This is a genomic window from Streptomyces araujoniae, assembly GCF_050871195.1.
GTDB lineage: Bacteria > Actinomycetota > Actinomycetes > Streptomycetales > Streptomycetaceae > Streptomyces > Streptomyces bacillaris.
On sequence record NZ_CP194070.1, the window covers coordinates 2,153,818 to 2,178,832 of the forward strand.

The 25,015-nt window shown below is 71.8% G+C and carries 21 protein-coding genes and 1 pseudogene; 5 read left to right on the plus strand and 17 right to left on the minus strand.

Annotated elements, in window-relative coordinates:
* Positions 1-86: 86 nt before the first annotated feature.
* From ACQ9ZG_RS09210 to ACQ9ZG_RS09240, 7 genes and pseudogenes are all read right to left on the minus strand, one after another.
* Entirely contained in the window at positions 87-1,124 is a 1,038-nt protein-coding gene (locus ACQ9ZG_RS09210) for an ArsR/SmtB family transcription factor (RefSeq protein WP_099220650.1), read from the minus strand.
* Positions 1,125-1,768: 644 nt separating this feature from the next.
* A complete protein-coding gene (gene ppdK, locus ACQ9ZG_RS09215; RefSeq protein WP_028415318.1) occupies positions 1,769-4,480 on the minus strand; it encodes a pyruvate, phosphate dikinase in 2,712 nt (903 codons plus the stop codon).
* Between the two features lie 340 nt (positions 4,481-4,820).
* A complete protein-coding gene (locus ACQ9ZG_RS09220; protein WP_499281585.1) occupies positions 4,821-5,615 on the minus strand; it encodes an HAD family hydrolase in 795 nt (264 codons plus the stop codon).
* Between the two features lie 35 nt (positions 5,616-5,650).
* Positions 5,651-6,826 (minus strand): ABC transporter ATP-binding protein, encoded by a 1,176-nt coding sequence (locus tag ACQ9ZG_RS09225; protein ID WP_499280252.1) that lies wholly within the window; start codon positions 6,824-6,826, stop codon positions 5,651-5,653.
* Between the two features lie 189 nt (positions 6,827-7,015).
* Positions 7,016-7,888, minus strand: a pseudogene (locus ACQ9ZG_RS09230) (ABC transporter permease); the annotation flags it as partial.
* Entirely contained in the window at positions 7,876-8,793 is a 918-nt protein-coding gene (locus tag ACQ9ZG_RS09235; protein ID WP_028415314.1) for an ABC transporter permease, read from the minus strand. The gene ACQ9ZG_RS09235 and the pseudogene ACQ9ZG_RS09230, both read right to left, overlap by 13 nt.
* Entirely contained in the window at positions 8,793-9,971 is a 1,179-nt protein-coding gene (locus ACQ9ZG_RS09240) for an ABC transporter substrate-binding protein (protein WP_109914967.1), read from the minus strand. The genes ACQ9ZG_RS09235 and ACQ9ZG_RS09240 overlap by 1 nt, the downstream gene beginning before the upstream one ends.
* 266 nt (positions 9,972-10,237) lie before the next feature.
* Here ACQ9ZG_RS09240 and ACQ9ZG_RS09245 point away from each other — a divergent pair, with 266 nt between their 5' ends.
* Entirely contained in the window at positions 10,238-10,993 is a 756-nt protein-coding gene (locus ACQ9ZG_RS09245; protein WP_109914966.1) for a GntR family transcriptional regulator, read from the plus strand.
* Between the two features lie 22 nt (positions 10,994-11,015).
* Here ACQ9ZG_RS09245 and dusB read toward each other — a convergent pair whose 3' ends face one another.
* Both dusB and ACQ9ZG_RS09255 read right to left on the minus strand, forming a co-directional pair.
* Positions 11,016-12,164 (minus strand): tRNA dihydrouridine synthase DusB, encoded by a 1,149-nt coding sequence (gene dusB, locus ACQ9ZG_RS09250; protein WP_028415311.1) that lies wholly within the window; start codon positions 12,162-12,164, stop codon positions 11,016-11,018.
* A gap of 248 nt (positions 12,165-12,412) precedes the next feature.
* Positions 12,413-13,285: a hypothetical protein gene (locus tag ACQ9ZG_RS09255; protein ID WP_258312091.1), complete on the minus strand. Its 873-nt coding sequence runs from the start codon at positions 13,283-13,285 to the stop codon at positions 12,413-12,415.
* Positions 13,286-13,577: 292 nt separating this feature from the next.
* Here ACQ9ZG_RS09255 and ACQ9ZG_RS09260 point away from each other — a divergent pair, with 292 nt between their 5' ends.
* A complete protein-coding gene (locus ACQ9ZG_RS09260; protein WP_109914969.1) occupies positions 13,578-13,943 on the plus strand; it encodes a hypothetical protein in 366 nt (121 codons plus the stop codon).
* Between the two features lie 45 nt (positions 13,944-13,988).
* Here the strand turns inward: ACQ9ZG_RS09260 and ACQ9ZG_RS09265 are convergent, their stop codons facing one another.
* Positions 13,989-14,579 carry a TetR/AcrR family transcriptional regulator gene (locus ACQ9ZG_RS09265; RefSeq protein ID WP_018487036.1) on the minus strand — a complete coding sequence of 197 codons (591 nt, stop codon included), beginning with the start codon at positions 14,577-14,579 and terminating at the stop codon, positions 13,989-13,991.
* A gap of 247 nt (positions 14,580-14,826) precedes the next feature.
* Here ACQ9ZG_RS09265 and ACQ9ZG_RS09270 point away from each other — a divergent pair, with 247 nt between their 5' ends.
* Complete coding sequence (locus tag ACQ9ZG_RS09270; RefSeq protein ID WP_109914965.1) at positions 14,827-15,792, plus strand: alpha/beta hydrolase family protein; 966 nt, start codon at positions 14,827-14,829, stop codon at positions 15,790-15,792.
* Between the two features lie 129 nt (positions 15,793-15,921).
* Here the strand turns inward: ACQ9ZG_RS09270 and ACQ9ZG_RS09275 are convergent, their stop codons facing one another.
* Positions 15,922-16,350: a hypothetical protein gene (locus ACQ9ZG_RS09275; RefSeq protein WP_499280254.1), complete on the minus strand. Its 429-nt coding sequence runs from the start codon at positions 16,348-16,350 to the stop codon at positions 15,922-15,924.
* Between the two features lie 272 nt (positions 16,351-16,622).
* Here ACQ9ZG_RS09275 and ACQ9ZG_RS09280 point away from each other — a divergent pair, with 272 nt between their 5' ends.
* Positions 16,623-17,546, plus strand: coding sequence for an AEC family transporter (locus ACQ9ZG_RS09280; protein WP_109914968.1), 924 nt, complete (start codon positions 16,623-16,625; stop codon positions 17,544-17,546).
* Positions 17,547-17,728: 182 nt separating this feature from the next.
* Here ACQ9ZG_RS09280 and ACQ9ZG_RS09285 read toward each other — a convergent pair whose 3' ends face one another.
* The 3 genes from ACQ9ZG_RS09285 to ACQ9ZG_RS09295 all read right to left on the minus strand — a co-directional run bounded on the left by ACQ9ZG_RS09285 (position 17,729) and on the right by ACQ9ZG_RS09295 (position 19,832).
* Entirely contained in the window at positions 17,729-18,754 is a 1,026-nt protein-coding gene (locus ACQ9ZG_RS09285) for a peptidoglycan-binding protein (protein ID WP_499280256.1), read from the minus strand.
* A 272-nt stretch (positions 18,755-19,026) separates the two neighbouring features.
* Positions 19,027-19,302, minus strand: coding sequence for a hypothetical protein (locus ACQ9ZG_RS09290; protein WP_028415298.1), 276 nt, complete (start codon positions 19,300-19,302; stop codon positions 19,027-19,029).
* A 233-nt stretch (positions 19,303-19,535) separates the two neighbouring features.
* Positions 19,536-19,832: a hypothetical protein gene (locus tag ACQ9ZG_RS09295; protein WP_018487042.1), complete on the minus strand. Its 297-nt coding sequence runs from the start codon at positions 19,830-19,832 to the stop codon at positions 19,536-19,538.
* Positions 19,833-20,093: 261 nt separating this feature from the next.
* On the opposite strand from ACQ9ZG_RS09295, the gene ACQ9ZG_RS09300 reads away from it, so the two are divergent.
* Complete coding sequence (locus ACQ9ZG_RS09300) at positions 20,094-23,063, plus strand: 3-keto-alpha-glucoside-1,2-lyase-like domain-containing protein (protein ID WP_109917351.1); 2,970 nt, start codon at positions 20,094-20,096, stop codon at positions 23,061-23,063.
* 150 nt (positions 23,064-23,213) lie between these two features.
* Here the strand turns inward: ACQ9ZG_RS09300 and ACQ9ZG_RS09305 are convergent, their stop codons facing one another.
* The 3 genes from ACQ9ZG_RS09305 to ACQ9ZG_RS09315 form a co-directional block, all read right to left on the minus strand.
* Complete coding sequence (locus ACQ9ZG_RS09305) at positions 23,214-23,645, minus strand: hypothetical protein (RefSeq protein WP_258312427.1); 432 nt, start codon at positions 23,643-23,645, stop codon at positions 23,214-23,216.
* 248 nt (positions 23,646-23,893) lie between these two features.
* A complete protein-coding gene (locus tag ACQ9ZG_RS09310; RefSeq protein WP_018487048.1) occupies positions 23,894-24,247 on the minus strand; it encodes a hypothetical protein in 354 nt (117 codons plus the stop codon).
* A gap of 175 nt (positions 24,248-24,422) precedes the next feature.
* A complete protein-coding gene (locus ACQ9ZG_RS09315; protein WP_109917350.1) occupies positions 24,423-24,968 on the minus strand; it encodes a 2'-5' RNA ligase family protein in 546 nt (181 codons plus the stop codon).
* Between the last annotated feature and the right edge of the window lie 47 nt (positions 24,969-25,015).

The window sequence follows — 25,015 nt, forward strand, 5'->3', positions numbered from 1 at the left end:
CCGGGCAGCCCCGCCGCAAGGCCCAAGGCAACACGCCCACGGATCACGCCCACGGCCCACGCCCGGGGCACACGCTCACGGCCCGCTCAGGACAGCGCCATCGGTGCCCCGCCCCGCAGCAGCGAGCCGCCCAGCGGGGTCAGCGTGTGGAGCACCGAGCTGCCGTGGCGCAGGGTGAGGACGAGGCCCGCCTCGCGCAGGACGGAGGCGTGCTGGCTCGCGGAGGCGAGCGACACCCCGGCGCGGCGGGCCAGTTCGCTCGTGGTGCAGCCGGTGCCTATGGCCTGCAGGACGGCGGAGCGGGTGTGGCCGACGAGCCGGCCGAGCCAGGGGCCGGGCTCCGCGAAGGCCGGAGCGCCGGTGTGGGTGACCGGGTAGACGAGCACGGGCGGGAGCGCGGGGTCCCGGTAGACGACGGGGGTGCCCCGGCAGAAGAACGAGGGCTGGAGCAGCAGCCCGCGCCCGTCGAGATACAGGTCGCGGTCGACCGGGTAGTCCGCCTCCAGCACGGGCGCCCGCCACCGGATCATCGGCGGCAGGGTGGCCAGCAGCTCTTCGGCCCCGCCGTCCAGGAGGGCCCGGCCGCGCACGGCCCGGTCGGCCTCGATGGAGGCGCGGATGTGCGGCCAGTACGGCTCGACGGCGGCGTCGTGGTAGCCGCGCAGGGCGCCGATGAGCCGGGCGAGGGGCTCGGCGCGGCCCTCGGAGAGCGCGGCGGGCAGGGCGGCCGTGATCCGCGCGGGCCCGGCGTCGCAGCCGCCGCCCGCCCGGCCGTTCCGCTGCCGCCGCCGGCCGGCGGCCATCAGGTCCAGCTCGCGGCGGATGCGGTCGACCGGCGTGTCGCGCAGGGCCTCCATTCCCACGTCGAGCCCGAAAGGCTCGGCGCCTTCCTGCGAGGGGGTCAGGAAATCCGGGAAATAGCCGCGGGGCGGGACGACCGCCGCCAGCAGTTGCGCTTCACCATTCAACCGCGCTCGTGTTTCGGTCCGCCATTTCCCGAAGACCGTCGAAGCCCGCCGGTCCCTCAGCCGATGAAAACTGAGAATCGTTTCCCACAACGCGTCCGGCCTCGTGGCCATCCGCACGCGCGAAAGGTCCAGCCTGGACACATGGATCCGCAGCACTACCGCCCCCACCTGTTGCATCCGCAATTGCCCCCACCGAAGGGTATGCGGACCGTCACAGGAGGTCACCACGGGGTTTCGGCCAGAAGTGAAACGTCTCGCCCCGTTCCGCTTCACCCGAAAAGCTGTACGACGTCGGGTACGCATCCGGTGCCCGCCGGATGAGCACGTGAAGGCCGTGGGGGGCTTTGTGTGTTCGGCGGCGGCGGGCGACGGTGCGGCTCCGTACCCGACGGGGGTAAGCCGGGTGCGGTCCATGGGTGGGGATCCATGGACCGCACCCCGGTCCCGGCTCCGGTCCACTCTGCGGACACCCTCGCTTCTTTGCGTATTAAACGAAGCAATGTGTGCTACGACACATCGGTAGCGCACATTCCGCTCCGGGACGGTGCGCGGTACATATTCCGCTGACAAGCGAAACGGCTCCCGCGGCCGAGCGGGGCGGCTCCCGGCAAGAAGCGGAATGCCTCCCGTCGGACAGAGCGAAGCGGCGGCACCCCCGCACAGGGTGCCGCCGCTTCCGGGTGTTCCGGGGATCGGTCCAGGGTGGCGGGCCGATGAGGGACTCGACCCAATTCCCTTATAAATCCCCGGAGTTGGTCTCTCCATGGCGGCCCGGCGACTGGCGCGGGACCGCTCCGGGATCAGCGGCTGTCGCTGGCCCTCGCTCCCGCGGCCGCCCGGCCGGCCTCCAGCCGCGCCACCGGGATCCGGAACGGGGAGCAGGAGACGTAGTCCAGGCCCACCTCGTGGAAGAAGTGCACCGACTCCGGGTCACCGCCGTGCTCGCCGCAGACGCCGAGCTTCAGGTCCGGGCGGGTGGCCCGTCCTGCCTCCACGGCGCTGCGCACCAGCGAGCCGACGCCGTCCTTGTCGATCGTCTCGAACGGGGAGACCCCGAAGATGCCCTTCTCCAGGTACGCGGTGAAGAAGGAGGCCTCCACGTCGTCGCGGGAGAAGCCCCACACCGTCTGGGTCAGGTCGTTGGTGCCGAACGAGAAGAACTGGGCGGCCTCCGCGATCTGGGCGGCCGTCAGCGCGGCGCGCGGCAGCTCGATCATGGTGCCGATGGTCAGCTTCAGGTCGGTGCCGGTGGCGGCCTGGACCTCCGCGATGACCCGGTCGGCCTCCTCGCGGACGATCTCCAGCTCCTGGACCGTGCCGACGAGCGGGATCATGATCTCGGCGCGCGGGTCGCCCTTGGCGTTCTTGCGGTGGGCGGCGGCCTCGGCGATGGCCCGTACCTGCATGGCGAACAGCCCGGGGATGACCAGACCCAGACGGACCCCGCGCAGACCCAGCATCGGGTTCTGCTCGTGCAGCTTGTGGACCGCCTGGAGGAGGCGCAGGTCGTTCTCGTTGGCGTCCTTGCGGGACTCCGCGAGGGCGACGCGCACCGACAGCTCGGTGATGTCGGGCAGGAACTCGTGGAGCGGCGGGTCCAGGAGCCGTACGGTGACGGGCAGGCCGTCCATCGACTCGAACAGCTCGATGAAGTCGGCCTTCTGGAGCGGCAGGAGGGCCGCGAGGGCGTTCTCGCGCTCGTCGTCGGTGTCCGCCAGGATCAGCTTCTCGACCATCTCGCGGCGCTCGCCGAGGAACATGTGCTCGGTGCGGCAGAGCCCGATGCCCTGGGCGCCGAAGCGGCGGGCGCGCAGCGCGTCCTCGGCGTTGTCGGCGTTGGCCCGCACCCGCAGCCGGCGGACCCGGTCCGCGTACGCCATGATCCGGTGCACGGCGGCGACCAGCTCGTCGGCGTCGTCGGCGCCCGCGTGCATCCGGCCCTCGAAGTACTCGACGACCGGGGACGGTACGACGGGTACCTCACCCAGGTAGACCTTGCCGGTGGAGCCGTCGATCGAGACGAGGTCGCCCTCCTCGATCACCGTGCCGCCGACCGTCATCCGGCGGCGCTTGGTGTCGACCTCCAGGTCCTCGGCGCCGCAGACACAGGTCTTGCCCATGCCGCGCGCCACGACCGCCGCGTGCGAGGTCTTGCCGCCGCGCGAGGTGAGGATGCCCTCGGCGGCGATCATGCCTTCGAGGTCGTCGGGGTTGGTCTCGCGGCGGATGAGGATGACCTTCTCGCCGGAGCGGGACCACTTGATCGCGGTGTACGAGTCGAAGACGGCCTTGCCGACGGCGGCGCCGGGCGAGGCGGCGATGCCCCGGCCGAGCAGCTGGGTCCTGGCCTCGTCGTCGAAGCGCGGGAACATCAGCTGGGCGAGCTGGGCGCCGTTGACGCGCTGGAGGGCCTCGGCCTCGTCGATCAGCCCCTGGTCCACGAGCTGGGTGGCGATCCGGAAGGCGGCACCGGCGGTGCGCTTGCCGACCCGGGTCTGGAGCATCCAGAGCTGGCCGCGCTCGATGGTGAACTCGATGTCGCAGAGATCCTTGTAGTGGTTCTCCAGCGTCTCCATGATGCCCATGAGCTGGTCGTACGACTTCTTGTCGATCGACTCCAGATCGGCGAGCGGCACCGTGTTGCGGATACCGGCGACGACGTCCTCGCCCTGCGCGTTCTGGAGGTAGTCGCCGTAGACGCCCTGGTGGCCGCTGGCCGGGTCGCGGGTGAAGGCGACGCCCGTACCGGAGTCGGGGCCGAGGTTGCCGAAGACCATGGAACAGACGTTGACGGCCGTGCCGAGGTCGCCGGGGATGCGCTCCTGGCGGCGGTAGAGCTTGGCGCGGTCGGTGTTCCACGAGTCGAAGACCGCGTTTATGGCCAGGTCCATCTGCTCCCGGGCGTCCTGCGGGAACGCGCGCCCGGCCTGGGCCTCGACGATCTTCTTGAACTGCTTGACCAGCTTCTTCAGGTCGGCCGCGGCCAGGTCGGTGTCGACCGTGATCCCCTTGGCCGCCTTCGCCTCCTCCAGGGCCTCCTCGAAGAGGTCGCCGTCGACGCCCAGGACGGTCTTGCCGAACATCTGGATGAGGCGGCGGTAGGAGTCCCACGCGAAGCGCTCGTCGCCGGACTGGGTGGCGAGGCCGGCCACCGAGGCGTCGGAGAGGCCGATGTTGAGGACCGTGTCCATCATGCCGGGCATGGAGAACTTGGCGCCGGAGCGGACGGAGACCAGGAGCGGGTCGTCCGCCTGGCCGAGCTTCTTGGCCATCCGCTCCTCCAGCGCGGCGAGGTGCGCACTCACCTCGTCGCGGAGGGCTTTGGGGGCCTGCCCGCTCTCCAGGTAGACCTTGCAGGCCTCGGTGGTGATCGTGAAGCCCGGAGGGACGGGAAGGCCGAGGTTGGTCATCTCGGCGAGGTTCGCACCCTTGCCGCCCAGAAGATCCTTCAGATCCTTGTTGCCCTCGGTGAAGTCGTAGACGAACTTCTGAGGATCCTTGTTTTCCGACACGGGTCTCGACTCCTCGAGGACGCGGTGGCTGCCCTGACGGCGAGGAACATACCCAGATCGAAGGCGTATGGGTACGTCCACTTGGTCGTCATGAGGCCGCAACCACCCGTCCGCCAGCAGATCTAAAGAAACTCCCCGACGAGTGGAGTGCGATCCTCCGTTCAACCGATGAAGGCAGCATGGCCATTTCTTGACCATGGACTCTCATATGAGCGGACCATTCCGCACCTGAGTACACTTCTCGAAGGCTGCCACCTGGCACTGAGTGCCAGGTCTTCCAGAAGTGCAGCCACCGCCAATCCGCTCATCTGAGCGGACCCCCGATCAAGGGTGGCGTGAATCACGCTGGTTTCGGACCCTGGATTTCAGGATTCGGACGCCTCAGGCAGTCGGTCAGCACCCCGAGGTCCACCTCTTCCAGGCTACGGGCGAACGTCCGCCCCCGCCCCGGGGCGACCGGCAGCAGCGACGGGACCACCAGCACCGCGCACCCCGCCGCGTCGGCGGACGCGGTGCCGTCCGGGGAGTCCTCCACCGCCACACAGGCGGCGGGATCGGCGGCGAACCGCTCGGCCGCCGCCCGGTACGGATCGGGGTGCGGCTTGGTCCGTACGGTGTCGTCGGCCGAGAGCGTGAAGGCGAAGTCCACTCCGGCCAGCGCCCCCGCCACCACCGCGTCGACCACACTCCGGGGCGACGCGCTGACCAGGGCGAACGGCACCCCGGCGGCTTCGAGCGAGGTCAGCAGCGCGGCGGCGCCGGGGCGCAGCGGGGCGCCCGCGTCGACCTTCCGGAAGAAGGAGTCGGTCAGCTCGGCGGCGGTGCGCTCCAGGGCGGCGGCCCGGTCGGCCGCGGTGCGTTCCGGGGCGGGGGCCCGGTCGACCTCGGTGCGCTCCGGGGCGGGGGCCGGGTCGGCCGCCGGGCACTCCGGAGCGGGGTCCCGGCCCGCCGCCGCGCCGGGAAGGGTCGAAGGGTCGCCGCTCGTGACCTCGATCAGATGAGCGGCGGTGTCGGCGACGGCCCGGCCGACCACCTCCGGGGCGTCCGCGTCGGTCAGCCGGTGGCCGAGCCCGGCCGCGACCTCGCGGGCCGTCTCCCACCAGAGCACCTCGGTGTCGACGAGCGTGCCGTCCATGTCGAAGAGGACGGCGGCGGGGGCGCTCGGTGGTTTCACGCGTCCACCTTGTCACCGGCGGCGGCTTCCGGCCCGGTGCTCTCCCCCGCGGGCACGACCAGCACCGGCCGGCGGACCGGGGTGACCCGGGCCCGTACCCCCGGAGCCAGTTCCGTGGCGTCGCGGGAGGCGAGGTCGGCCTTGACCGAGGCGCCGTCCGGGAGGTCGAGGAGGACCCGGGTGACCGAGCCGAGGAAGGAGGCGGAGACGACCGTGGCGGTGCCCTCCGGGTCGGCGGTGACGCCGATGCTCTCGGGCCGGATGAGGACGTCGACCCCGCCCCGGCCTGCGGGAACGTCCCCGTCGACCGGCAGCGGGGCGCCCGCGACGACCACCGAACCGTCGCCGGTCAGCTGTCCCGGCACCCGGTTCATGGTGCCGACGAACTCCGCGACGAACGGGGTGGCGGGGCGCTCGTACAGCTCGGCCGGGGGCGCGCACTGCTCCAGGCGGCCCGCGTTGAGGACGGCGACCCGGTCGGCCATGGAGAGCGCCTCCTCCTGGTCGTGGGTGACGAAGATGGTGGTGATCCCGAGGGCGAGCTGGAGGCGGCGGATCTCCTCGCGGAGGGTGAGCCGGACCTTGGCATCGAGTGCCGAGAGCGGTTCGTCCAGGAGCAGGACCCGGGGTCGCAGGGCGAGGGCGCGGGCCAGGGCGACGCGCTGCTGCTGGCCGCCGGACATCTGGTGCGGGTAGCGGTCGCCGTGGGTGGGCAGGCCGACAAGTTCGAGCAGTTCGTCGGCGGTGGCGTGCCGCTCGGCGGTGGCGACGCCCCGCATCCGGGGGCCGAAGGCCACGTTGTCGCGGGCGTTGAGATGCGGGAAGAGGCTGTAGGACTGGAAGACCATGCCCGCGTCGCGCCGGTTGGCGGGGACGGGGGTGATGTCCTCGCCGTCGACCAGCACTTCACCGGAGTCGGGCTGCTCGAACCCGGCGAGGACCCGCAGCGCGGTGGTCTTGCCGCAGCCGGAGGGGCCGAGGAGGGCGAGCAGTTCGCCGGGTTCGGCGGTGAGGTCGAGGCCGTCGAGGGCGACGGTGGGGCCGAACGCCCGGCGCAGGGAGCGGAACTCCACCCGCGCCCCGGTGGTGGCCCGCCCCGCGGACGCGGCGGCGGCCGGGACCGGCCCGGAGCGGGGGGTGGTGGCGGTGGGCGGGGCTGGCAGGGCTGACATGGGTGGCTACTCCTTGCCGGGTACGGGGGTGGGGGCGGCGGCCGGGGTGGTGGCCGGGGCGCCCGGGGCGGCGGCGGCCGGGGTCGCGGCGGCTCCGGCGCCCGGGGCGGAGACGGTGGCTCCGGTTCCGGCCGCAGGGACGGCCGCGGGACCGGCCGGGGCGGAGGCCGCGGCGGGTCCGGCGGGAATCGCGGTGGCGGCGGCGGACGACCCGGTTCCGGCGCGCGAGAGGACGAGCAGCAGGGCCCAGGTGATGAGCAGGGAGAGCAGCGAGACGGCGACCGACATCCGGGCCTCGGCGCCGGAGACGGTGACGATCCACACCGCGAAGGGCCGGAAGCCCAGCAGCGAGGCGACGGTGTACTCGCCGAGCACCAGCGCCAGGGTCAGGAAGGAGGCCCCGGCGAGTGAGGAGCGGAGGTTGGGCAGGATGACGCTGACGATCACCTGCAGCCGGCTCGCTCCGCAGTTCCGGGCCGCCTCCACCAGGGTGGGCACGTCCACGGCCCGCAGCCCCGCGTCCAGCGAGCGGTGCACGAAGGGCAGCGCCAGCACGGTGTAGGCGAGGACCAGCACCACCGGGAACGACTCGTTCTGCACGGCCAGGAAGGTCTGGTAGAGCGGGGTGCGCGAGAAGTGGTCGGGCCCCCAGCGCAGCACGGTGGCGATCCCGGTCACCAGGGCGATCGGCGGCACCACCAGCGGCAGCATGCAGACGACCTCCACGACGGCCCGCAGCCGGGGCGGCCCGAGCCGCACCGCGACGAGCGCGGGGACGACGAGCAGCAGGGCGAGCGCGATGGTGGCGGCGGCGAGGGAGAGCGAGAGGAAGAGGCTCTCGGTGAAGCCGTCGGCCGACAGGATGCCGCTGTACGCCTCGAAGGTGAGCCCCTGGTTCGGCACGTGCACCGTGAAGACGAACGAGGAGAGCAGCGGGGTGACGAAGTAGAGCCCCGCGACGGCCAGGACGGCTCCGCGCCAGTAGCGCGGGCGCGGACGGCGGGCGGTCTTCACCGGGACGGGCGCCCCGGTGGCCGGGGCGGCGGTGGTCAGTGCAGCCATCGGGAACTCCGTCGCTGGAGGGGCAGATAGACCGCCATCACCAGTCCGGCGATCACGATCATGTCGAGGCTCAGCGCCAGGGCCACGTTCTCCTGGCCGACCAGGACGTTCCCGGAGAGCGCGTCGGCGATCTTCAGGGTGACCAGCGGTACGGAGCCGCCGACCAGGGCGGCGGCGGTGGCGTGCGCGGCGAAGGCGCTGCCGAAGAGGAGGACGAACCCGCCGAGCAGCGAGGGCGCGAGCACCGGCAGTCCGACGTACCGCCAGAACTGCCAGGCGGTGGCGCCGTTGTTGCGGGCGGCCTCGCGCCACTGGGGGCGCAGCCCGTCCAGGGCCGGGACGACGACGATGACCATGAGCGGGATGAGGAAGTAGAGGTAGATGACGGTGAGTCCGGTGAAGGAGTAGAGGTTCCAGCCGAGCGCGTCCAGGTTCCCGAGCTGGGTGACCACACCGGAGATGCCGAGGGTGGCGATGAAGGCGAAGGCCAGCGGGACGCCGCCGAAGTTGGCGAGCACACCGGAGGCGGTGAGCACGGCCCCGCGCAGGGCGGCCCGCCGGGAGGTGACGACGGCCTGGGCGATCAGCACGCCGACGACGGTGGCGATGGCGGCGGTCAGCGCGGAGAGCTGGACGCTTCCGGTGAGCGAGGTGAGGTAGGGCCCCTGGAGCGAGCGCTGGAGGTGTTCGGCGGTGAGTTCGGTGGCGCCGGAGGCCGGGTCGGTACGGGTGATGGCCCCGTACAGCAGGGCACCGGCGGGCAGTCCGAAGCAGAGCCCGGCGAAGACGAGCAGCGGGAGCGCGCCGAGCCAGGCGCGGGCCGGCCGGCGGCGGCGCGTACGACCGGCGGCCCCGGCGGCGGCCGCCCCGGGTCCCGGGGCGGCGGACGGGTGGGAGGCGGTCATCAGGAGACGGCCTTGTCCCAGTTCTCGGAGAGCGTGGCCTTGGCCTTGTCCAGTTCCTCGGAGGAGGGGAAGGCCGGGGTGCCCTCGACGGCGGGCAGCTTGGCGACGAAGGCCTTGTCGGCGGTCCCGTCCTCGGTCATGGCGGGCAGCAGCACCGGGCGGGCGTACCCCTTGAGCCAGAGGTTCTGGCCCTCGGCGCTGTACAGGTACTCCATCCACAGGCGGGCGGCCGCCGGGTTCGGGGCGTCCTTGTTGATGGCCTGGGAGTAGTACTGGGCGTAGACGCCGTCGCTCGGGACGGAGACCTTCCAGTCGACGCCCTTGCCCTTGAACTGGTCGGCGTACCCGGCGTTCAGGTAGTCCCAGTCGATGCTGATGGGCGTCTCGCCCTTCTCGACGGTGGCCGGGGTGGACTCGACGGGGATGAAGTTGCCGCTCTTCTTCAGCTTGCCGAAGTAGTCGATGCCGGGCTGGATGTCCCCGAAGGAGCCCTTGTTGGCGAGGGCCGCCGCGTAGACGCCGCCGAAGGCGGAGCCGGACTTGGTCGGGTTGCCGTTGAGGGCGACCTTCCCCTTGTACTCGGGCTTGAGCAGGTCCGCGAAGGTCTCGGGGCAGGTCGTGATGCGGGCGGCGTCGCAGCCGATGGAGACGTACCCGCCGTAGTCGTTGTACCAGCGGCCGTCCGCGTCCTTCTGGCTGTCGGGGATCTTGTCCCAGGCGGTGACCTTGTACGGGGCGAAGAGGTTCTCGGCCGCGCCGCTGCGGGCGAAGGCGATGCCGAGGTCGAGGACGTCGGGGGCGCGCTTCTGGCCCTTGCGGGACTTGACGGCGGCTATCTCGTCGGCGCTGGAGGCGTCCGGCGTCTCGCTCTTGATCTTGACCTTGTACTTCTCCTGGAAGGTCTTGATCAGCTCGCCGTAGTTGGCCCAGTCCGGCGGCAGGGCGATGACGTTCAGCTCGCCCTCCTTCTCGGCGGCGGCGACCAGCTTCTCCATCCCGCCGAAGTCGGCGGCCGAGGCGGCGTCGGCGGACTTCACACCGTTCGCCCCGGTCTCGGCCTTCTCCTCGGGCGCGGCACCGCAGGCGGTGAGGACGGTGAGGGTGGCGGTGGTGAGGGCGAGAGCGGCAACGGTACGGCCGTTGGCGCGGATACGGGGACGGGGTCGGGCTCTGCGCACGGTGGTATCTCCCGGAAGCGAAGTGTGAGGGCCACTTGTTCATACAAGCTGGCACCAGTTCGCCCGGGCCAGGTGTCCGGGAAGTTAACGTCCCATGTCTGGTGCCGCAAGAGGGCAGGAAGAGGAAAGCCCACTATCCAGGGCTTGTGGTAGATAACGACCTCGCATCGAAACGTGTCACGACGACGCTAGAGTGAGCGGCAGGACCGTCGCGAAAGAGCGGACCTGTACACAACGTACGGTTCACATGAAGCCAAGGGGGACGCGTGGGCGCTACGCGCTACCGGGAGATCGCCGAGTCGCTGCGGCACGCCATCCGCACGGGCACGTACCCGCTGGGCTCCCGGCTGCCCTCCGAGAGCGACCTCGCCACCCGCTGGTCCGTCTCCCGCGGCACGGTCCGCCAGGCGGTGGCGCTGCTGGCGTCGGAGGGCCTGATCGGCTCCCGGCAGGGGGCCCGGCGGGTGGTCCTGCGCCAGGAGCGCCGCCAGAGCTTCCAGCAGCTCAACAGCTTCGCGCAGTGGGCGCAGGCCCTGGGGTGCGAGGTCAGCAGCCGCATCCTGACCCGCACCCTGCGCCCGGCCACCGACGAGGAGGCCGAACGCATGGACGCGGAGCCGGGCACCGGGATCCTCTACGTCCTGCGCCTGCGCCACCTGGACGGCGAACCGGTGATGGTCGAGCGGACGGTGTACGCGGACTGGGTGGCCCCGGCGGTCCTGGAGCTGCCGGAGGACTGCGTCTCGATCATGGACAGCATCGCGGAGCGGGCGGACATCGTGGCGCACTACGGCGAGCACCTGATCGACGCGGTGGCGGCCGGCAGCGAGGACGCCCGCCTCCTCCAGGTCCGCCGCGCCAGCCCGCTGCTGCGCCAGCGCCACCTGTCGTACACGGCGGCGGGCCGGGCCATCGAGTGGACGGACGACCGCTACCGGGCGGGCAGCGTGGTCTTTAACGTGATGAACTCCGCGGGCGCGGCCCCGCTGGAGCGGAGGGCGGGCCCGGACGTGACGGGCTGAGGCTTCAGGGCCTCAGCCCGCTTCACCCGCCGGAGGTGTCCAGCTCGGCGTCGGCGCTGACCCCGGCGCAGTCGTACGGGTCCTTGAGCCAGCCGTCCGGCAGGACGACCCGGTTGTTGCCGGAGGTCCGCCCCCGGGGCCCGTCGGCACCGTCCGGCCAGGGCTGGTCGAGGTCCAGCTCGTGCAGCTGGGAGCCCAGCTCCTCCAGCGAGGAGGTGATGGCGAGCTTCTTGCGCATCTCGGAGCCGACGGCGAAGCCCTTGAGATACCAGGCGACGTGCTTGCGGAAGTCGATGACGCCCCGGGCCTCGTCACCGATCCACTCCCCCAGGAGCGTCGCGTGGCGCACCATGACGTCCGCGACCTCGCGCAGGGTGGGCGCGTGCCGTTCCGTACGCCCCTCCATGGCACTGACGAGATCGGCGAAGAGCCAGGGCCGCCCGAGGCACCCGCGCCCGACGACCACACCGTCGCACCCGGTCTCGCGCATCATCCGCAGGGCGTCGTCGGCGCACCAGATGTCCCCGTTGCCGAGCACGGGAATCTCGGGGACGTGCTCCTTGAGACGGGCGATGGCGTCCCAGTCGGCGGTGCCGCCGTAGTGCTGGGCGGTGGTGCGCCCGTGCAGGGCGACGGCGGTCACCCCCTCCTCGACGGCGATGCGCCCGGCGTCCAGGAACGTGAGGTGGTCGTCGTCGATGCCCTTGCGCATCTTGATGGTGACGGGGAGATCCCCGGCGCCCGAGACGGCCTCCCGGAGGATCGCCCGCAGCAGCGGCCGCTTGTACGGGAGCGCGGAGCCGCCGCCCTTGCGGGTGACCTTGGGCACGGGGCAGCCGAAGTTCAGGTCGATGTGATCGGCCAGATCCTCTTCGACGATCATCCGGACCGCCTTGCCGACGGTGACCGGGTCGACCCCGTACAGCTGGATCGAGCGCGGGGTCTCGGCCGCGTCGAAGTGGATCAGCTGCATGGTCTTCTCGTTGCGCTCGACCAGCGCCCGCGTGGTGATCATCTCGCTGACGAAGAGCCCCTTGCCCCCGGAGAACTCCCGGCACAGCGTCCGGAACGGGGCATTGGTGATACCGGCCATGGGCGCGAGCACCACGGGCGGCTGCACGGTGTGCGGGCCGATGCGGAGCTGCGGGAGGACAGGGGCGAGCGTGGTCATGGGTCCATTGTCGCGTACGCCGGACGAGTGGCGCCCGCAGCCGCCCTCGCCCGCCCCCTTGTCTGCTCGCCGCTGCCATCCGCGCGCACGTGGGGACGGCCGACGACCTGGACCGGGGATGGAGAGCGCCGGGGGCAGGTGCGCCGGGGTGCACGGTTCCACATCTGCCGACAGGAGAGTGCTGGACGTGGGGCCGTCTCCGGTGGGTCTGAGACTTCGTCCAGCGCTGCCTGCGCGGCTCTCCGGAATCAGCGGACGACGCGGATCAGGTAAGGGTCCATCTCGCTATCGACGTCAACGGCCTGGAACCCGGCCGACGTGAGAACGGAGATCAGGGTCGCATGCATGTGGGAGGTCACGAAGCCGTAGTGCTGAAAGGTGCGCGCCTGCGTCCCCTCCCGCTGGGCGCTCTCCATCGCGGCCCTGGAGAGGGCATGGGCGACATTCCACCTCACGAACACCCCGCCCTCCAGGCCTTCACTCGGATCGACCGACAGCAGGACGCCTCGCGGTTCCGCCGGGCTCCGGCCTTCCTGATGCACGGTGAATCCGGCCGCCTCCAAGGCGTCGAAGACGTCGGAGGCCAACTGCTCCCGAAGACGCGACACGGCTTCGGCTGCCCGCTCGGTCATGGCTCCTTCTTCGTGAGGTGGGGGTGAGGGGAGTCCCTGGCCCACGAGTTCATCGGGCGGGGACAGCACGAGTGGGATCAGGGGGTGCGCCCCTTCGACGTGGACCGCGCTTCCGTACGTGTGCATGTCCGCCCTCGCCGCCTGGAACCCGGCTGACGTGAGGATCCGCAGGACCGCGTCCCGCATGCAGGTCTGCACGGTTTCGTAGTGGCGTATCGCGTGGGGCAGGTTCGAGGGATCCACCCCGCTTTCCAGAAGGTTCGCCACTGCGGTCGCGAGTTCTTCCTGAGTGCCCCACTCCACGAGAACACCACCGTCGGCAAGGGGATCCACCCGAACGTTCGCACCGGGCCTGTCCTGCGAGGTTCCCCGACAAGCGGGAAGACCGGCCAGGGCCAGTGCCTCACAGGCTCTGTCAGCGAGTTCCTCACGCCGGTCCATGACTTCGCGCGTGGCTTTCAAAGGCAGATCGAATCCGCGCTCACCCATGTGTATGCCCCTTCCGGCTGCCGCAAGTCCGCTGACGTATGCCGGTGAGCCGCTGTCCGCCGCCACGAGACCTCCGGTCCTGGGACCGCTCCAGCCCAGGCACTCAGGCCCGCAGCGGCATTATGATCTGCTCCGGAGAATCCGGATTCAACGCTGGGCTGGTAAGCCGTTCGGCTCAGGTCGTCGCTGTTGTAGCGGATCGGACCGCCACACCCCCGGCGGCGGCAGCCGCCAGGGTAGCGACGCGCTCGCCGCGCGTGCAGACTTCGACGAACTCACCCATGGGGTGTACATGGCTTACCTGTTCCTTTTCGGCGGCTTTCTCCTGCTGGGCCTGGCCGGCTCCCTCGCGGCCCGCACCGGCTACCGCGGCAAGGTCGGCGACCGGGCGACCGGCTACGAGGTCCCGGCGGCGGTCAGGTCGGACCCCGCCCTCCGGCAGCGGGCGAACGACCTGGTGGCGTTCTGGTGCACCGGAGCGGCGATCCTCGGCCTGGCACCCCTGGTCCCCCTCGGGACGGTCATCCTGAGCGGCGGCGGCCGGTCCGTATCCACCTCGGGCCTGGCCGCCTTCGCGGCGTACGCGCTGGTCATCGCGGTGGTGGGCGGTTACCCCTTCGAGAAGATCAGGCAACTGGGGGCGTCCGCCGGGGGGTGAGCGCGTCGCGGAGCCGGAGACTCCAAAGCGCGGAGCCGAACACTCTCAAGCACGGTGCCGGAGGCCCTCAAGGACGAGCGCGATCAGGCGGCGGGGGTCGTAGTCGGGGTCGTCGTCGCGGCCGATGCAGAGGTTGCCGATCCCGCGCATCAGCTCGTACGGCTGCGTGCCGGGGCGGATGTCGCCGCTGCGGACCGCCGCGTCGAGCAGGAGGGCGCAGACGGGCAGCAACCGGTCGAGGAAGTACGCGTGCAGGGGGGCGAAGCGGTCGCTGTCCGACTGGAGGGCGTCGGCCAGGCCGTGCTTGGTGACGAGGAAGTCGACGAAGAGGTCGATCCACCGGCGCAGCGCGTCGAACGGGGAGTCCGCCTCGGCCGACAGTCGGGGGCCCGCCTCGGCGCACTCCTCGATCTGGTGGCGGTAGACCGCCGTGACGAGGTCGGCCCGGGTCGGGAAGTGGCGGTAGATCGTGCCCATGCCGACCCCCGCCCGGCTCGCGATCTCCCGGATCGGCGCGTCGACGCCCGAGGTGACGAACACGTCGGCGGCCGCGGCGAGCACCGTCTGCCGGTTGCGCTGCGCGTCGGCCCGCTTGCCCCGGGCCGCGGGCTCCCCCGTGGAGGGCTCGGTGGTCATCGGACTCCTTCCGTTGCGATGTCCCTTGCGCCGCCGCCTGCGATGTCCCTTCCGCCGTCACCCTGCGGTTCGCCCGCGATTGACAAAACGGAACAGCGCTCCGGATACTAAGTGGAGCGGCGCTCCGTTCAGGGTATCCCGCCCGGACCGGTTGCCGCCCTCCGTTGCCCTCCCCTGCCCTCTCCGTCCGCCGCCGGGTCCCAGCAGACCCGCGGACGGCCCGTGCCACCGAAGGAGCACCCGCACCATGACCACAGCCACCGGCCTCGCGGCCGACATCCTGGGGACCCCCTCCCCCGTCGTGTCCGTCAGCCCCCTGTCCCTGCCCGTACCCGGCCGCCCCGTCGACCTCCAGCTGCGGGTCTCCGCGCCCGTGACCGGGACCGGGCTCCCCGTCCTCCTCCTCTCCCACGGCCACGGCCCCTCGCACCACCTCTCCTCGCTCAACGGCTACGCACCGCTCGCCGACTTCTGGGCCGCCCACGGGTTCGTCGTCGTGCAGCCGACCCACCTCACCTCGCGGACCCTGAGCCACCTGGTCGCGGACGCGCCCGGCGCACCGGACTTCTGGCGCTCCCGCGCCGAGGACATGAGCCGCATACTCGACCGGCTGGACGAGATCGAGAGCGCCGTTCCGCAGCTCGCGGGGCGCGTCGACCGCACGAGCGTCGGTCTCGCCGGGCATTCGTACGGCGGTTTCACCGCGGCCCTCCTGCTCGGTGCCGGGCTCACCGATCCCGGAACCGGAACCGTGGTGCGCCTCCTCGACCCCCGGATCACGGCGGGCGTCCTGCTCGCCGCGCCCGGCAGCGGCGGCGAGTCCTTCAACGGGCCGATGGCGCGGCAGTGGCCGGTCATCGGGGCCGTCGACTTCTCCACCATGAGCACGCCCGCCCTGGTCGTCGCCGGGGACAAGGACGACCCCCGGCACTTCACCGACCGGGGGCCGGAGTGGCACGCCGACCCCTACGTTCTCGCCCCGGGCCCCAAGACCCTGCTCACCCTGTTCGACGCGGAGCACGGACTGGGCGGGATCGCCGGTTACGACGCGGCCGAGACCACCGACGAGAACCCCGAGCGGGTCGCCGCCCTGTCCCTGCTCTCCGCGGCCTACCTCCGCACCCGGCTGCACCCCGGCTCCCCCGCCTGGCGGACGGCGTCCGAGGCGCTGACGACCGGCCCCGCCGCCGTGGGACGGGTCGAGTCCAAGTAGGCCCCGGCCGGCCCCGACCGCACGGAAGGTGAACAGGTCGAGTCCAGGTAGCCGCCGTCCCCCGACCGCACCGACGGCGGACGGGTCGAGTCCAAGCAGGCCCCGGGCGCCCCCGGTCGTCAGCCCCCCTCAGGACGCCGCCGCGCGTGCCGCCTCCAGGTCGGCCACCAGCCGCGTGATCCGCCGGTTCCGGGTCCGGCCCCAGCTGTGGCCCCCCAGCATCAGCAGCTGGTCCGTCCCGCCGGAGGCCAGCACCAGTTCCGGGACGTCGGACGAGTAGACCGTCCCCGGCAGGACGGCCACCCGCACCTCCCGGATGTCCGCCCAGGCATGGGTCCGTGTTCCGAACAGACCGGAGTACCGCACCCCGGCCGGTCCGTAGGAGACGCCGAGCCGCGGCGCGCGCAGCGTCAGCAGCGCCCCCGGTACGCCGACGACCACGACCGGGATCAGATGGACCGGCCGGTCCGCGCCCGCCGCCATCACCCCGGCGACCAGGAGGCAGGCGACGCCCATCAGGAAGTAGCCGAGCGCCCAGGCAGTACGCCTCTTCCTCACCCGCATGTCCGCCCCCGTCCCGCCGTGCGCCGCTCGCGGGCCAGCTTACGGAGGCTGCTCCGGCCGGCCGTGCGGGGTAGCGGCCTTCAGGCCGAAGGGCTCCAAGCAGCCCGGGAGCCGAACCGCACGGAGGTTGATCAGAACGTGACCGGGAAGCGACGGAAGAGTCATCCCGGCGCGAAAGGCTCTTTCCGATCTTGTTCGGGTTCCTGCCCGACCCGCCCTCGATGTGCCAGGAGACCCACCGCACACGTTCCGTCCGTGAGAAGGACATGCAGGGAGTACTCACCGGATTCTCGGTCATCGGCACCGTCATCGCCGTCGGTTACGTCCTCGGGCGCTCCGGCTATCTGGGGCCGGACGGGCGGGCCGTGCTGACGCGGCTGGCGTTCAACGTCGCGACGCCGGCCCTGCTCTTCACCCTGCTCGCCGGGGCCGACCTCTCCGTCGTCCTGTCGGAGCGGCTGGTCGTCACGGCGGTCGCCACGGCGGTGGCGGCCGCCGTGTTCGCCGTGGTGGCCGGGGTGTTCCTGCGGTGGGACGTCGGACGGGTCACGCTCGGGGCCCTGTGCTCCAGCTACGTCAACGCGGGGAACCTGGGGATCCCGATCGCCGTCTACGTCCTCGGGGACGCCTCCCTCGTGGCGCCGGTCCTCCTGCTCCAGGTGATCGTGATCACCCCGCTGGCGCTGACCGTTCTCGATCTGAGCCGCGCCGAGGGGTCGGTGTCGTTCGTCCGGCGGCTGACCACCCCGTTGCGCAACCCCATGGCGATCGCCTCCCTGTCCGGCGTGGTGGTCGCCGCCACGGGGTGGAGCCTGCCCGCTCCGGTGCTCGAACCGCTCGTCCTCATCGGCAACATGTCGATCCCGGCGGTTCTCCTCGCCTTCGGCATCTCCCTGCGGGGCAGCGAACGGCCGGGCCGCGGCGGGGACCGGGGAGCGCTGTGCCTGTCCGTCCTGCTGAAGGTGGTCCTCCAGCCCCTCGTCGCGTGGGCCGTCGGGGCGGGCCTCTTCCACCTGGAGGGCGCGGCGCTCCTGGACGTCGTCGTGATCGCCGCCCTCCCGGCCGCCCAGAACCTCTTCACGTACGCCTCGCACTACGGCATCGCCGAACGGTTCACCCGGGACTCGGTCCTGCTGTCCACCCTGCTGTCGGTCCCGGCGCTCGTCGTCACCGCCGTGCTGCTGAGCTGACCCACCGAAGGCCGCGCCCATCACCGCGCGGGCAGCACCCGTTCACGGTGCGGGCGCCGCCCTCAGGGCGCCGTGCGGGCACGTCCCCGTTCCCCCGCGCGGGCGCCGCCCCCAGAACGCCGTACGGGCACGCCCCCGTTCCCCGCGCGGGCACCGCCCCCGGATCCCGCGGCCGTCGGCGGTCAGCCCGTCAGCGCCCGCCAGGTCACCGGACCCGCCTCCCCGTCGGCCACCAGGCGGTTGACGCTCTGGTAGGCCCGCACCGCGCCCGTGGTGACGGCACCGAACCCGCCGTCGACCACCAGCCCGGCGCCGCGCTTGTTCAGGGCGGTCTGGAGGGCCCGGACGTGGGAGCCGCTGCCGCCCTGGCGCAGGGTGTACACGAGTACGGGCCAGGTGGCCGGGCCGACCTGGCCGTCGGCCGCCAGCCCCTTGGAGCGCTGGAACCGCTTGACGGCGTCGGCGGAGACGGAACCGTACGCCCCGTCGACGACCAGACCGTAGCCGCGCTGGTTCATCAGGTGCTGGATCACCACGACCGTCGTGCCGCTCGCGCCCGGGTCGATCCGCGACCAGCCACCGGCCAGGTCCACGCCCCGGGCGGCCAGGAAGGAGACCGGGTTCACGGTGGTGCCCAGGGCTCCCGTGTGGGTCTCGAAGTGCAGGTGGGGGCCGGTGACGTTGCCGGTGGCCCCCATGTCGGCGATGCGCTGTCCGGCCGTCACGGTGGCGTTGAGCGCGACCCGGTAGGCGCTGAGGTGCCCGTAGTACGTGTACTGGCCGCCGCCGTGCGAGATCACCAGCCCGTTGCCGGTGCGGCCGGGCAGCCCGCCGCCCCACGACCGGCGGACGACCGTACCGGCGGCCGCCGCGTAGACCGCTGTCCCGGTGGAGTTGCTGACGTCCTGCCCGGCGTGGGACCCGCCGCCCCGGGGCGCGCCGTAGTGGCCCCCGGCCGGGAAACGCCCCTGCGCCGGACCGGCCCAGGCCCCGTTCCCGGCCGCCGCCACCGCAACCGCCGCCTCGGCCGCCGCTCCGGCCTCAGCCTCGGCCTCGCCTGCCACGGAAGTTCCGGCCGACAGGCCCACGGTGAGCGCGCCCAGGCCCAGACCGGCCAGCAGCCCCCGCCGGGACAGCCCCGGCAGCGGACGCACGGCCCCGGCGGACAGGTCGTTCGGCCCGGTGGGCACAGCACAGGATCGGCACATGGGGTCTCCCTCGAAACGGTCGAGCACATGGACACGGCCGCACCGACGCTAGGCGAGCCCGGCGGGCCTGTCAGGGGCCCACAGACCCATGCCCGGGCCCAGCCGCAGGCCGTCGGCCGCCGGCAGAGACCCGGCGCGTCCGGCCACGGAGCGACAACAGGCCCCACCACGCTCAGCGTGGTGGGGCCTGCCTGCCCGCCTGTCTCCCTCACCCGGGGGCGCCTCCGAGACCGCCCCGGAACCACCTGGCCGCCACGGAGTCACACCTGGAGTCACATGCTCGCGAGTACGGCACCGAGGATCATGCCGCCCACCAGGCCCACGGCGCTCACGACGATGGCCACGGTGGAGAGACGCTCGTGCCGGACGGTCTTCGCGATGATGCCGAGGACCACACCGGCCAGAGCGAAGACGATGGGCAGGAAGAGGAACCCGATCACGCCCAGGACGATGGCGATGATGCTCACCGTGTTGTTGGCCGCCCCGCGCTGCGGCACGCCCTGGTGGTGCTGCTGGCCGGTCGGCTGGTTGGTGTAGTGCGTGGTCATCTGTCGCTCCTTCGGGACGGTCGCTGCGAGACCCGGTCCCGATCGGACCGGCCTGACGTTCGCGTACCCCCAACTCCTCTGGTAACACTGGGATTTGACAGGAAATGCGTTGAATGCGTCGGACGCACCGTCGGCCGGCCCCCCGACACCCGGCCCCCGGCAGCTGGGGCCCGGCGGCCAGACCCCCGGCGACCGGACCCCAGGCGGCGGACCCAGGCGACCGGCCCCGGCGGCTAGACCTCCTGCGGATGCCCGCCGTCACCCTCCACCACGAGCCGGTCCGTGCCGGGCTCCTCCGCGCCCTCGACCACCGTCACGTCGACCTTCCCGTCGCCGGTCGTGTCGAACTGGTACAGGTCCGCCGTCCCGTCGCCGGTCGTGTCGGTGACCCACACATCGGGCTTCCCGTCGCCGTTGGTGTCCGCGCTCAGAAGGACGTGGTGCTCGTCCCCCTGAGTCACGGGCGCCTCCTCGAAGGCTCCCCCGGCGCGCTCCCCGACGTTCTCCTCGACGTTCTCCTTGGTGTCCATGGCGGCCGGTTGCCCCTCCGGCGGGCTTCGAAACCGCACCGCACCGCGCGGCTCCGCCCGGAGCCGCGCCCCGCCGCACCACAACACACGGCCCCCCTGGGCCAGTTGACGGCGGCCACCGCGATCACGGTTTCTTTCCAACGATAAATAGAAAGCGCTTACCGACCTGTTGCCTTTCCCTCCGGGGCTGCCCTTCACTGTGAACGGCAGCCCGTCGGCCACCGGACAGCCGGCTGCCCCGGCCCTCAAGGAGGAAGGCCCATGCGGCGCTTGGCCGTACTCGTCTCAGCCCTGTTCCTCGCCACCCTCGTCCCGGGTACGGCCGCCGCGCAGCCTCCCGACCTGCCGCCGCAGGAACCCGGCGTGACCATGCGGGTCTTCGACGTGCAGATGGTGCTGGAGGACTTCTGCACGCTCAAGCCCGGACAGACGCCCAACGTCGACGAGTTGAAGCCGACGATCGACTGGACCACCGCCGACGACTTCGGGATGGAGGGCAGGTTCGTCACCGAGGTCACCGCCAACCTGAACATCGAGTCCGCCGGCAGGCACGACTTCCGCATCACCAGCGACGACGGCTCCCGGCTGATCATCGACGGCGCCCAGGTCATCGACAACGGGGGCAAGCACGGCGCCCGCCCCAAGGACGGCTCGGTGGACCTCTCCACCGGCCACCACGCCTTGCGGATCGACCACTGGGACGGCGAGTACGACCAACGGCTCCTGCTGGAGTGGCGGCCCCCCGGGGCAAGCGCGTTCACCGTCGTGCCCACCTCCGTCCTGAGCACCGACGCCGACGTCACCCGGGTCACCTCGCCCGGCCGCAAGCTGTGCGAGGGCATCGACGAGTCGCCGGGCGACGGCCTGCCGCTGGCCGGGGTCCACCCCGACTACACGCTGACCGACCTGCGGCCCACCGGTTTCGAACCGCAGGTCACCGGCATGGACTGGCTGCCCGACGGCCGACTGGCCGTCAGCACCTGGGGCGGCAGCCGGGAGAGCCGGCTCGGGCAGGTGTATCTGCTCGACAACGTCACGGGGAACACCGACCCGTCCAAGGTGACCAAGAAGCTGATCGCCGAGGACCTGCTGGAGCCGATGGGCCTCAAGTACGTCGACGGCACGGTCTACGTCTCCGAGAAGGACGGCCTGACCGCGCTGGTCGACGAGGACGGTGACGAGGTCGCCGACGAGTACCGCAAGATCGCGACCTGGCCGTTCGGCGGCAACTACCACGAGTTCGCGTTCGGCCTGCTGTACGAGGAGGGGAACTTCTACGTCAGCACGGGCATCGCGATGGTCCCCGGCGGCGCGACCCAGGACCCGCAGAACGTGCCCAACCGCGGCTCCACCCTGAAGATCGAGAAGGCGACCGGCAAGGTGTCGTACGTGGCCGGGGGCCTGCGCACACCGAACGGCCTCGGCTGGGGCCCGGAGGGCGCCATCTTCGCCACCGACAACCAGGGCGCGTACGTGCCGACGTCGAAGCTGGTCCGGATCGAGCAGGGCGCGTTCTACAACCACCACACCAACCCGGACGGGATCTACGACGACCGGCCGGTGACCGAGCCCGTCCTCTGGCTGCCGCACGGCGAGATCTCCAACTCGCCCAGCAATCCGATCCAGTTGGACGACGGCCCGTTCGCCGGGCAGATGCTCTTCGGTGACGTGACCTACGGCGGGCTCCAGCGGGCCTACCTGGAGAAGGTCGGCGGCGAGTACCAGGGCGCCGTGTTCCGGATGACGCAGGGCCTGGAGGCCGGGGTCAACCGGATCAGCGTCGGCCCGGACGGGGCCATCTACGCCGGCGGCATCGGGGACTCGGGGAACTGGGGCCAGGAGGGCAAGCTGAAGTTCGGCCTCCAGAAGCTCACCCGTACCGGTGACCGGGCCTTCGACATCCGGGCCATGCGCGCGGTCGAGGGCGGCTTCGCGATCGAGTACACCCAGCCGCTCTCCGAGGAGACGGCGGACGATCTGGCGGCCAAGTACGAGGCGCAGCAGTGGCGTTACGTGGCCACCCCCAGGTACGGCGGCCCGAAGATCGACGAGCAGGCCCTCGACGTCACCTCCGCGACGCTCTCCGAGGACGGCAAAACCGTGACGCTGAAGCTGGACGGCCTCCGCCCCGGCCATGTCGTCCACGTCCAGTCCCCGCGCCCGTTCGCGGCGGTCAACGGCGAGGAGCTGTGGAGCACCGAGGCGTGGTACACCCTCACCACGCTGCCCGACGGCTCGAAGGCACCGCCGGTGTACGAGGCCGAGTCCGCGTCCCTGTCCGGCGGCACCAAGTTCAACGACAACCACTCCGGCTACTCCGGCGCCGGGTTCATCGACAACAACTGGGAGCCGGGCTCCCGCACCACCTTCGCCGTCCGCGCGGACGAGGACGGCAGGCACGACCTGGCCCTGCGGTACGCGAACGGGCAGAACTCCGACCCGGAGCCCAGGCCCCGCTCCATGACCCTGTATGTCAACGGCGAGCGCCACAAGCAGGTCTGGCTGGACTCCACGGTCGCCTGGAACAGGTGGGCCACCCACGTCGAGTCGGTGCCGCTGCGCAAGGGCGCGAACACGATCACGTACGCGTACGAGCCCGAGGACACCGGCCATGTGAACCTCGACAACCTCACCGTCACCCCGACGCAGCGCACCGTGCTCTTCGACGGCTCGGACCTCGACGCCTGGGAGTCCGGCGACGGAAGCCCGGCGAAGTGGCCGGTGGCGGACGGCTCCATGGAGTCCCTGGGCGGGGACATCCGTACGAAGGAGAAGTACGGCGACTTCCGGATGCACGCCGAGTGGTACCAGCCGCACTACCCGCCGGAGGTCACCGGTCAGGCCCGGGGCAACAGCGGGGTGTACATCCAGGAACGGTACGAACTCCAGGTGCTGGACTCCTTCGGCGTCGACGTGCCCGCCAAGGACGACGCCGGGGCGATCTACCTGCGCAAGGCCCCGGACGTCAACGCGGCCACCGCGCCCGGCACCTGGCAGACGTACGACATCGAGTTCCGGGCGGCCCGCTTCGGCGGCGACGGGAAGAAGACCGAGGACGCGCGGGTGACCCTGCGGTGGAACGGCACGCTGGTCCACGACGACGTGGCCGTCCCCGGTCCGACCGGCGCGGGCCGGCCGGAGGGCCCGGCGCCCGGGCACATCAAGTTGCAGGACCACGGGGACCCCGGTGAGAACCCGAGGTTCCGGAACATCTGGATCGAACGGCTCTGAGCCCCTGGCCCCGCGCACCGCGCAACGGGCACCGCGCACCACGCACAACAGAGCGCTGCCCCCTCCGGCCGTGGAGGGGGCAGCGCCGTTCCGTTTCCGCTCCGTGTTCCTCTGCCGGGCCCAGTCTGTGTGCCGAGTCGTCGGGCGACGTTACGAGCTCTTTCTGATCTCGTAGCCGTACGGCTTGTCGACGTTGGTGCTGAAGAAGAGCACCTGGGGCGGGCCGTCCTCCGCAACCATGAGGCTGGCGATCTCCTCGTCCGTCGGGAATGAGCCGCCGGCGTCGATCATCAGGAGCAGGGTGTCGTCGTAGACGTCATGCTGCTCCCAGGTTCCCGCACCCGAGACCCTGGTCGCACCGTTCCGCGGCTCGCTCCAGGAGAAGGCGATGGACTCGGCGGGAATCCCCGTCATGCTGAACCGGCCATCCGCGTGGAACTCGACCCGGCCGCCGCCGCTCCCGGTCCAGACGCCCGGCAGCCCGTCGGTGTCCACGGCCGAGGTACCGGCGGTGGAACACCCGCTCAGGGCCATCGCCAGCCCCAGGGCCAGGGATATGACGGCGCGACGCGCTCTTCCCACCGGCATACTCCCCATACCCCTATTTGTAGATGGTCTCTTGTCAGCGGATCTCGACCCGGTAGCCGACGAAATTCGGAGACGGTTCCCTCGCCGATGCGAGAGCCCGCGGCGAGCTTCGCGCAGGTCGGGTGTTCGCGCAGATGCACCAGGGTGATGATGGCGCGTGGAAAGGGCGGCAGCCCGCGGCGCCGGTCACCCCTGAGGGCGACCGGCGCCGCGGGCTCCGTCCGCTGCAACGCTGAAGAAGCTCAGTGGCTCGCGCGCAGGGAGAGGTAGTACGCGCCGACCTCGGAGAGATAGCCGTGGTCGGTGGTCTCGCTGTCGGTCTCGAACCGGGGGGCCGCCTTGATCTCGTCGCGCGACGGCGCGACCCTCACCATCTGCTCCCCGGCGTCGACGGCGGTCACCGCACCGGCCGGGATCAGCACGCTCCTGCCGAACTTCCACACCCCGGTGTCGACCACCAGGTGCTGCATTCCGGGCGTGTCCTCCTGGCGTTCCACATGTCCGATGACACCGTCGGCGGCCTCCACACTGAAGCCCGTCAGCGGCTGACCCACGGCGTAGCCGTTGTCCTGTCCGAACGCCCACACATCGTTCACTGGTCCGTCTCCTCGCTCTCTTCCCCCCGGGACCTGTCGTCGAACTGCCCACGGCCCCGGGGCGGGACGCCTTACCGATCGCGTCATCCGGAGGTTGCCCCGATTCACGCGCGGCACGCCCGGGACGAGCGAACCGCGACAGACACGGCCGCCTTCCCGGGAGGCCGCATCCGGCTCAGGCCCTGTCCGGGCCGATACGGGCCGTGGTCCGGCTCGTGGAGTCGTACCTCCGGGCGGCGGCCCACCACCCCGACGCCGTCCCACTCGCGCTCTCACTCGGCGGGAGCCAACGGCTGTCCGGTCCGGGCCACACCGCGCCGCGCCCCCGGCCGAGGGTGATGTGCGGAACCCACCGGCCGGGGGCGAGCAGCGGGTGGGGGCGGCCGGCCCCAGGGGCCTCCCGCACGGTCCGCCACACCTCCTCGTGCAGGGCGAGCAGAGCCTCGTCAGGCCGGACCGCCCAGGCCAGCACCTCGAACCGGCCGGAGAACCGCAGCAGTCCGCCCAGGTGGAGCGGCAGCGGCAGCGCGGTGAGGGCCTGCGCCAGCACGCTCCGTGTGGCCGCGGGCAGGGTGTCCGCCGTGGCGAGGGTGAGATGCGGCCGGTTCGTCGGGTGGCCGTGGTCGGCGAGGCTGGGCAGTCCCGCGTCCGCGACGGCCTGCCAGACTCTCCGCACGGCCCGCTCGGTCGCGGCGTCCGGCAGGAGTTCGATGCTGTGCATCCGCGCAGCGTACGACCGCCCCGCCGAACCCCCGGGCAGGCGCAGGC

Bases quoted from the DNA above. Each gene is read 5' to 3' on its own strand.
- ACQ9ZG_RS09300 (WP_109917351.1), top strand. From the start codon at position 20,094: ATGCGGCGCTTGGCCGTACTCGTCTCAGCCCTGTTCCTCGCCACCCTC.
- ACQ9ZG_RS09280 (WP_109914968.1), top strand. From the start codon at position 16,623: ATGCAGGGAGTACTCACCGGATTCTCGGTCATCGGCACCGTCATCGCC.
- ACQ9ZG_RS09290 (WP_028415298.1), bottom strand. From the start codon at position 19,302: ATGACCACGCACTACACCAACCAGCCGACCGGCCAGCAGCACCACCAG.
- ACQ9ZG_RS09270 (WP_109914965.1), top strand. From the start codon at position 14,827: ATGACCACAGCCACCGGCCTCGCGGCCGACATCCTGGGGACCCCCTCC.
- ACQ9ZG_RS09285 (WP_499280256.1), bottom strand. From the start codon at position 18,754: ATGTGCCGATCCTGTGCTGTGCCCACCGGGCCGAACGACCTGTCCGCC.
- ACQ9ZG_RS09260 (WP_109914969.1), top strand. From the start codon at position 13,578: ATGGCTTACCTGTTCCTTTTCGGCGGCTTTCTCCTGCTGGGCCTGGCC.
- ACQ9ZG_RS09255 (WP_258312091.1), bottom strand. From the start codon at position 13,285: ATGGGTGAGCGCGGATTCGATCTGCCTTTGAAAGCCACGCGCGAAGTC.
- ACQ9ZG_RS09225 (WP_499280252.1), bottom strand. From the start codon at position 6,826: ATGTCAGCCCTGCCAGCCCCGCCCACCGCCACCACCCCCCGCTCCGGG.
- ACQ9ZG_RS09235 (WP_028415314.1), bottom strand. From the start codon at position 8,793: ATGACCGCCTCCCACCCGTCCGCCGCCCCGGGACCCGGGGCGGCCGCC.
- ACQ9ZG_RS09315 (WP_109917350.1), bottom strand. From the start codon at position 24,968: ATGCACAGCATCGAACTCCTGCCGGACGCCGCGACCGAGCGGGCCGTG.
- ACQ9ZG_RS09265 (WP_018487036.1), bottom strand. From the start codon at position 14,579: ATGACCACCGAGCCCTCCACGGGGGAGCCCGCGGCCCGGGGCAAGCGG.
- dusB (WP_028415311.1), bottom strand. From the start codon at position 12,164: ATGACCACGCTCGCCCCTGTCCTCCCGCAGCTCCGCATCGGCCCGCAC.
- ACQ9ZG_RS09220 (WP_499281585.1), bottom strand. From the start codon at position 5,615: ATGGACGGCACGCTCGTCGACACCGAGGTGCTCTGGTGGGAGACGGCC.
- ACQ9ZG_RS09295 (WP_018487042.1), bottom strand. From the start codon at position 19,832: ATGGACACCAAGGAGAACGTCGAGGAGAACGTCGGGGAGCGCGCCGGG.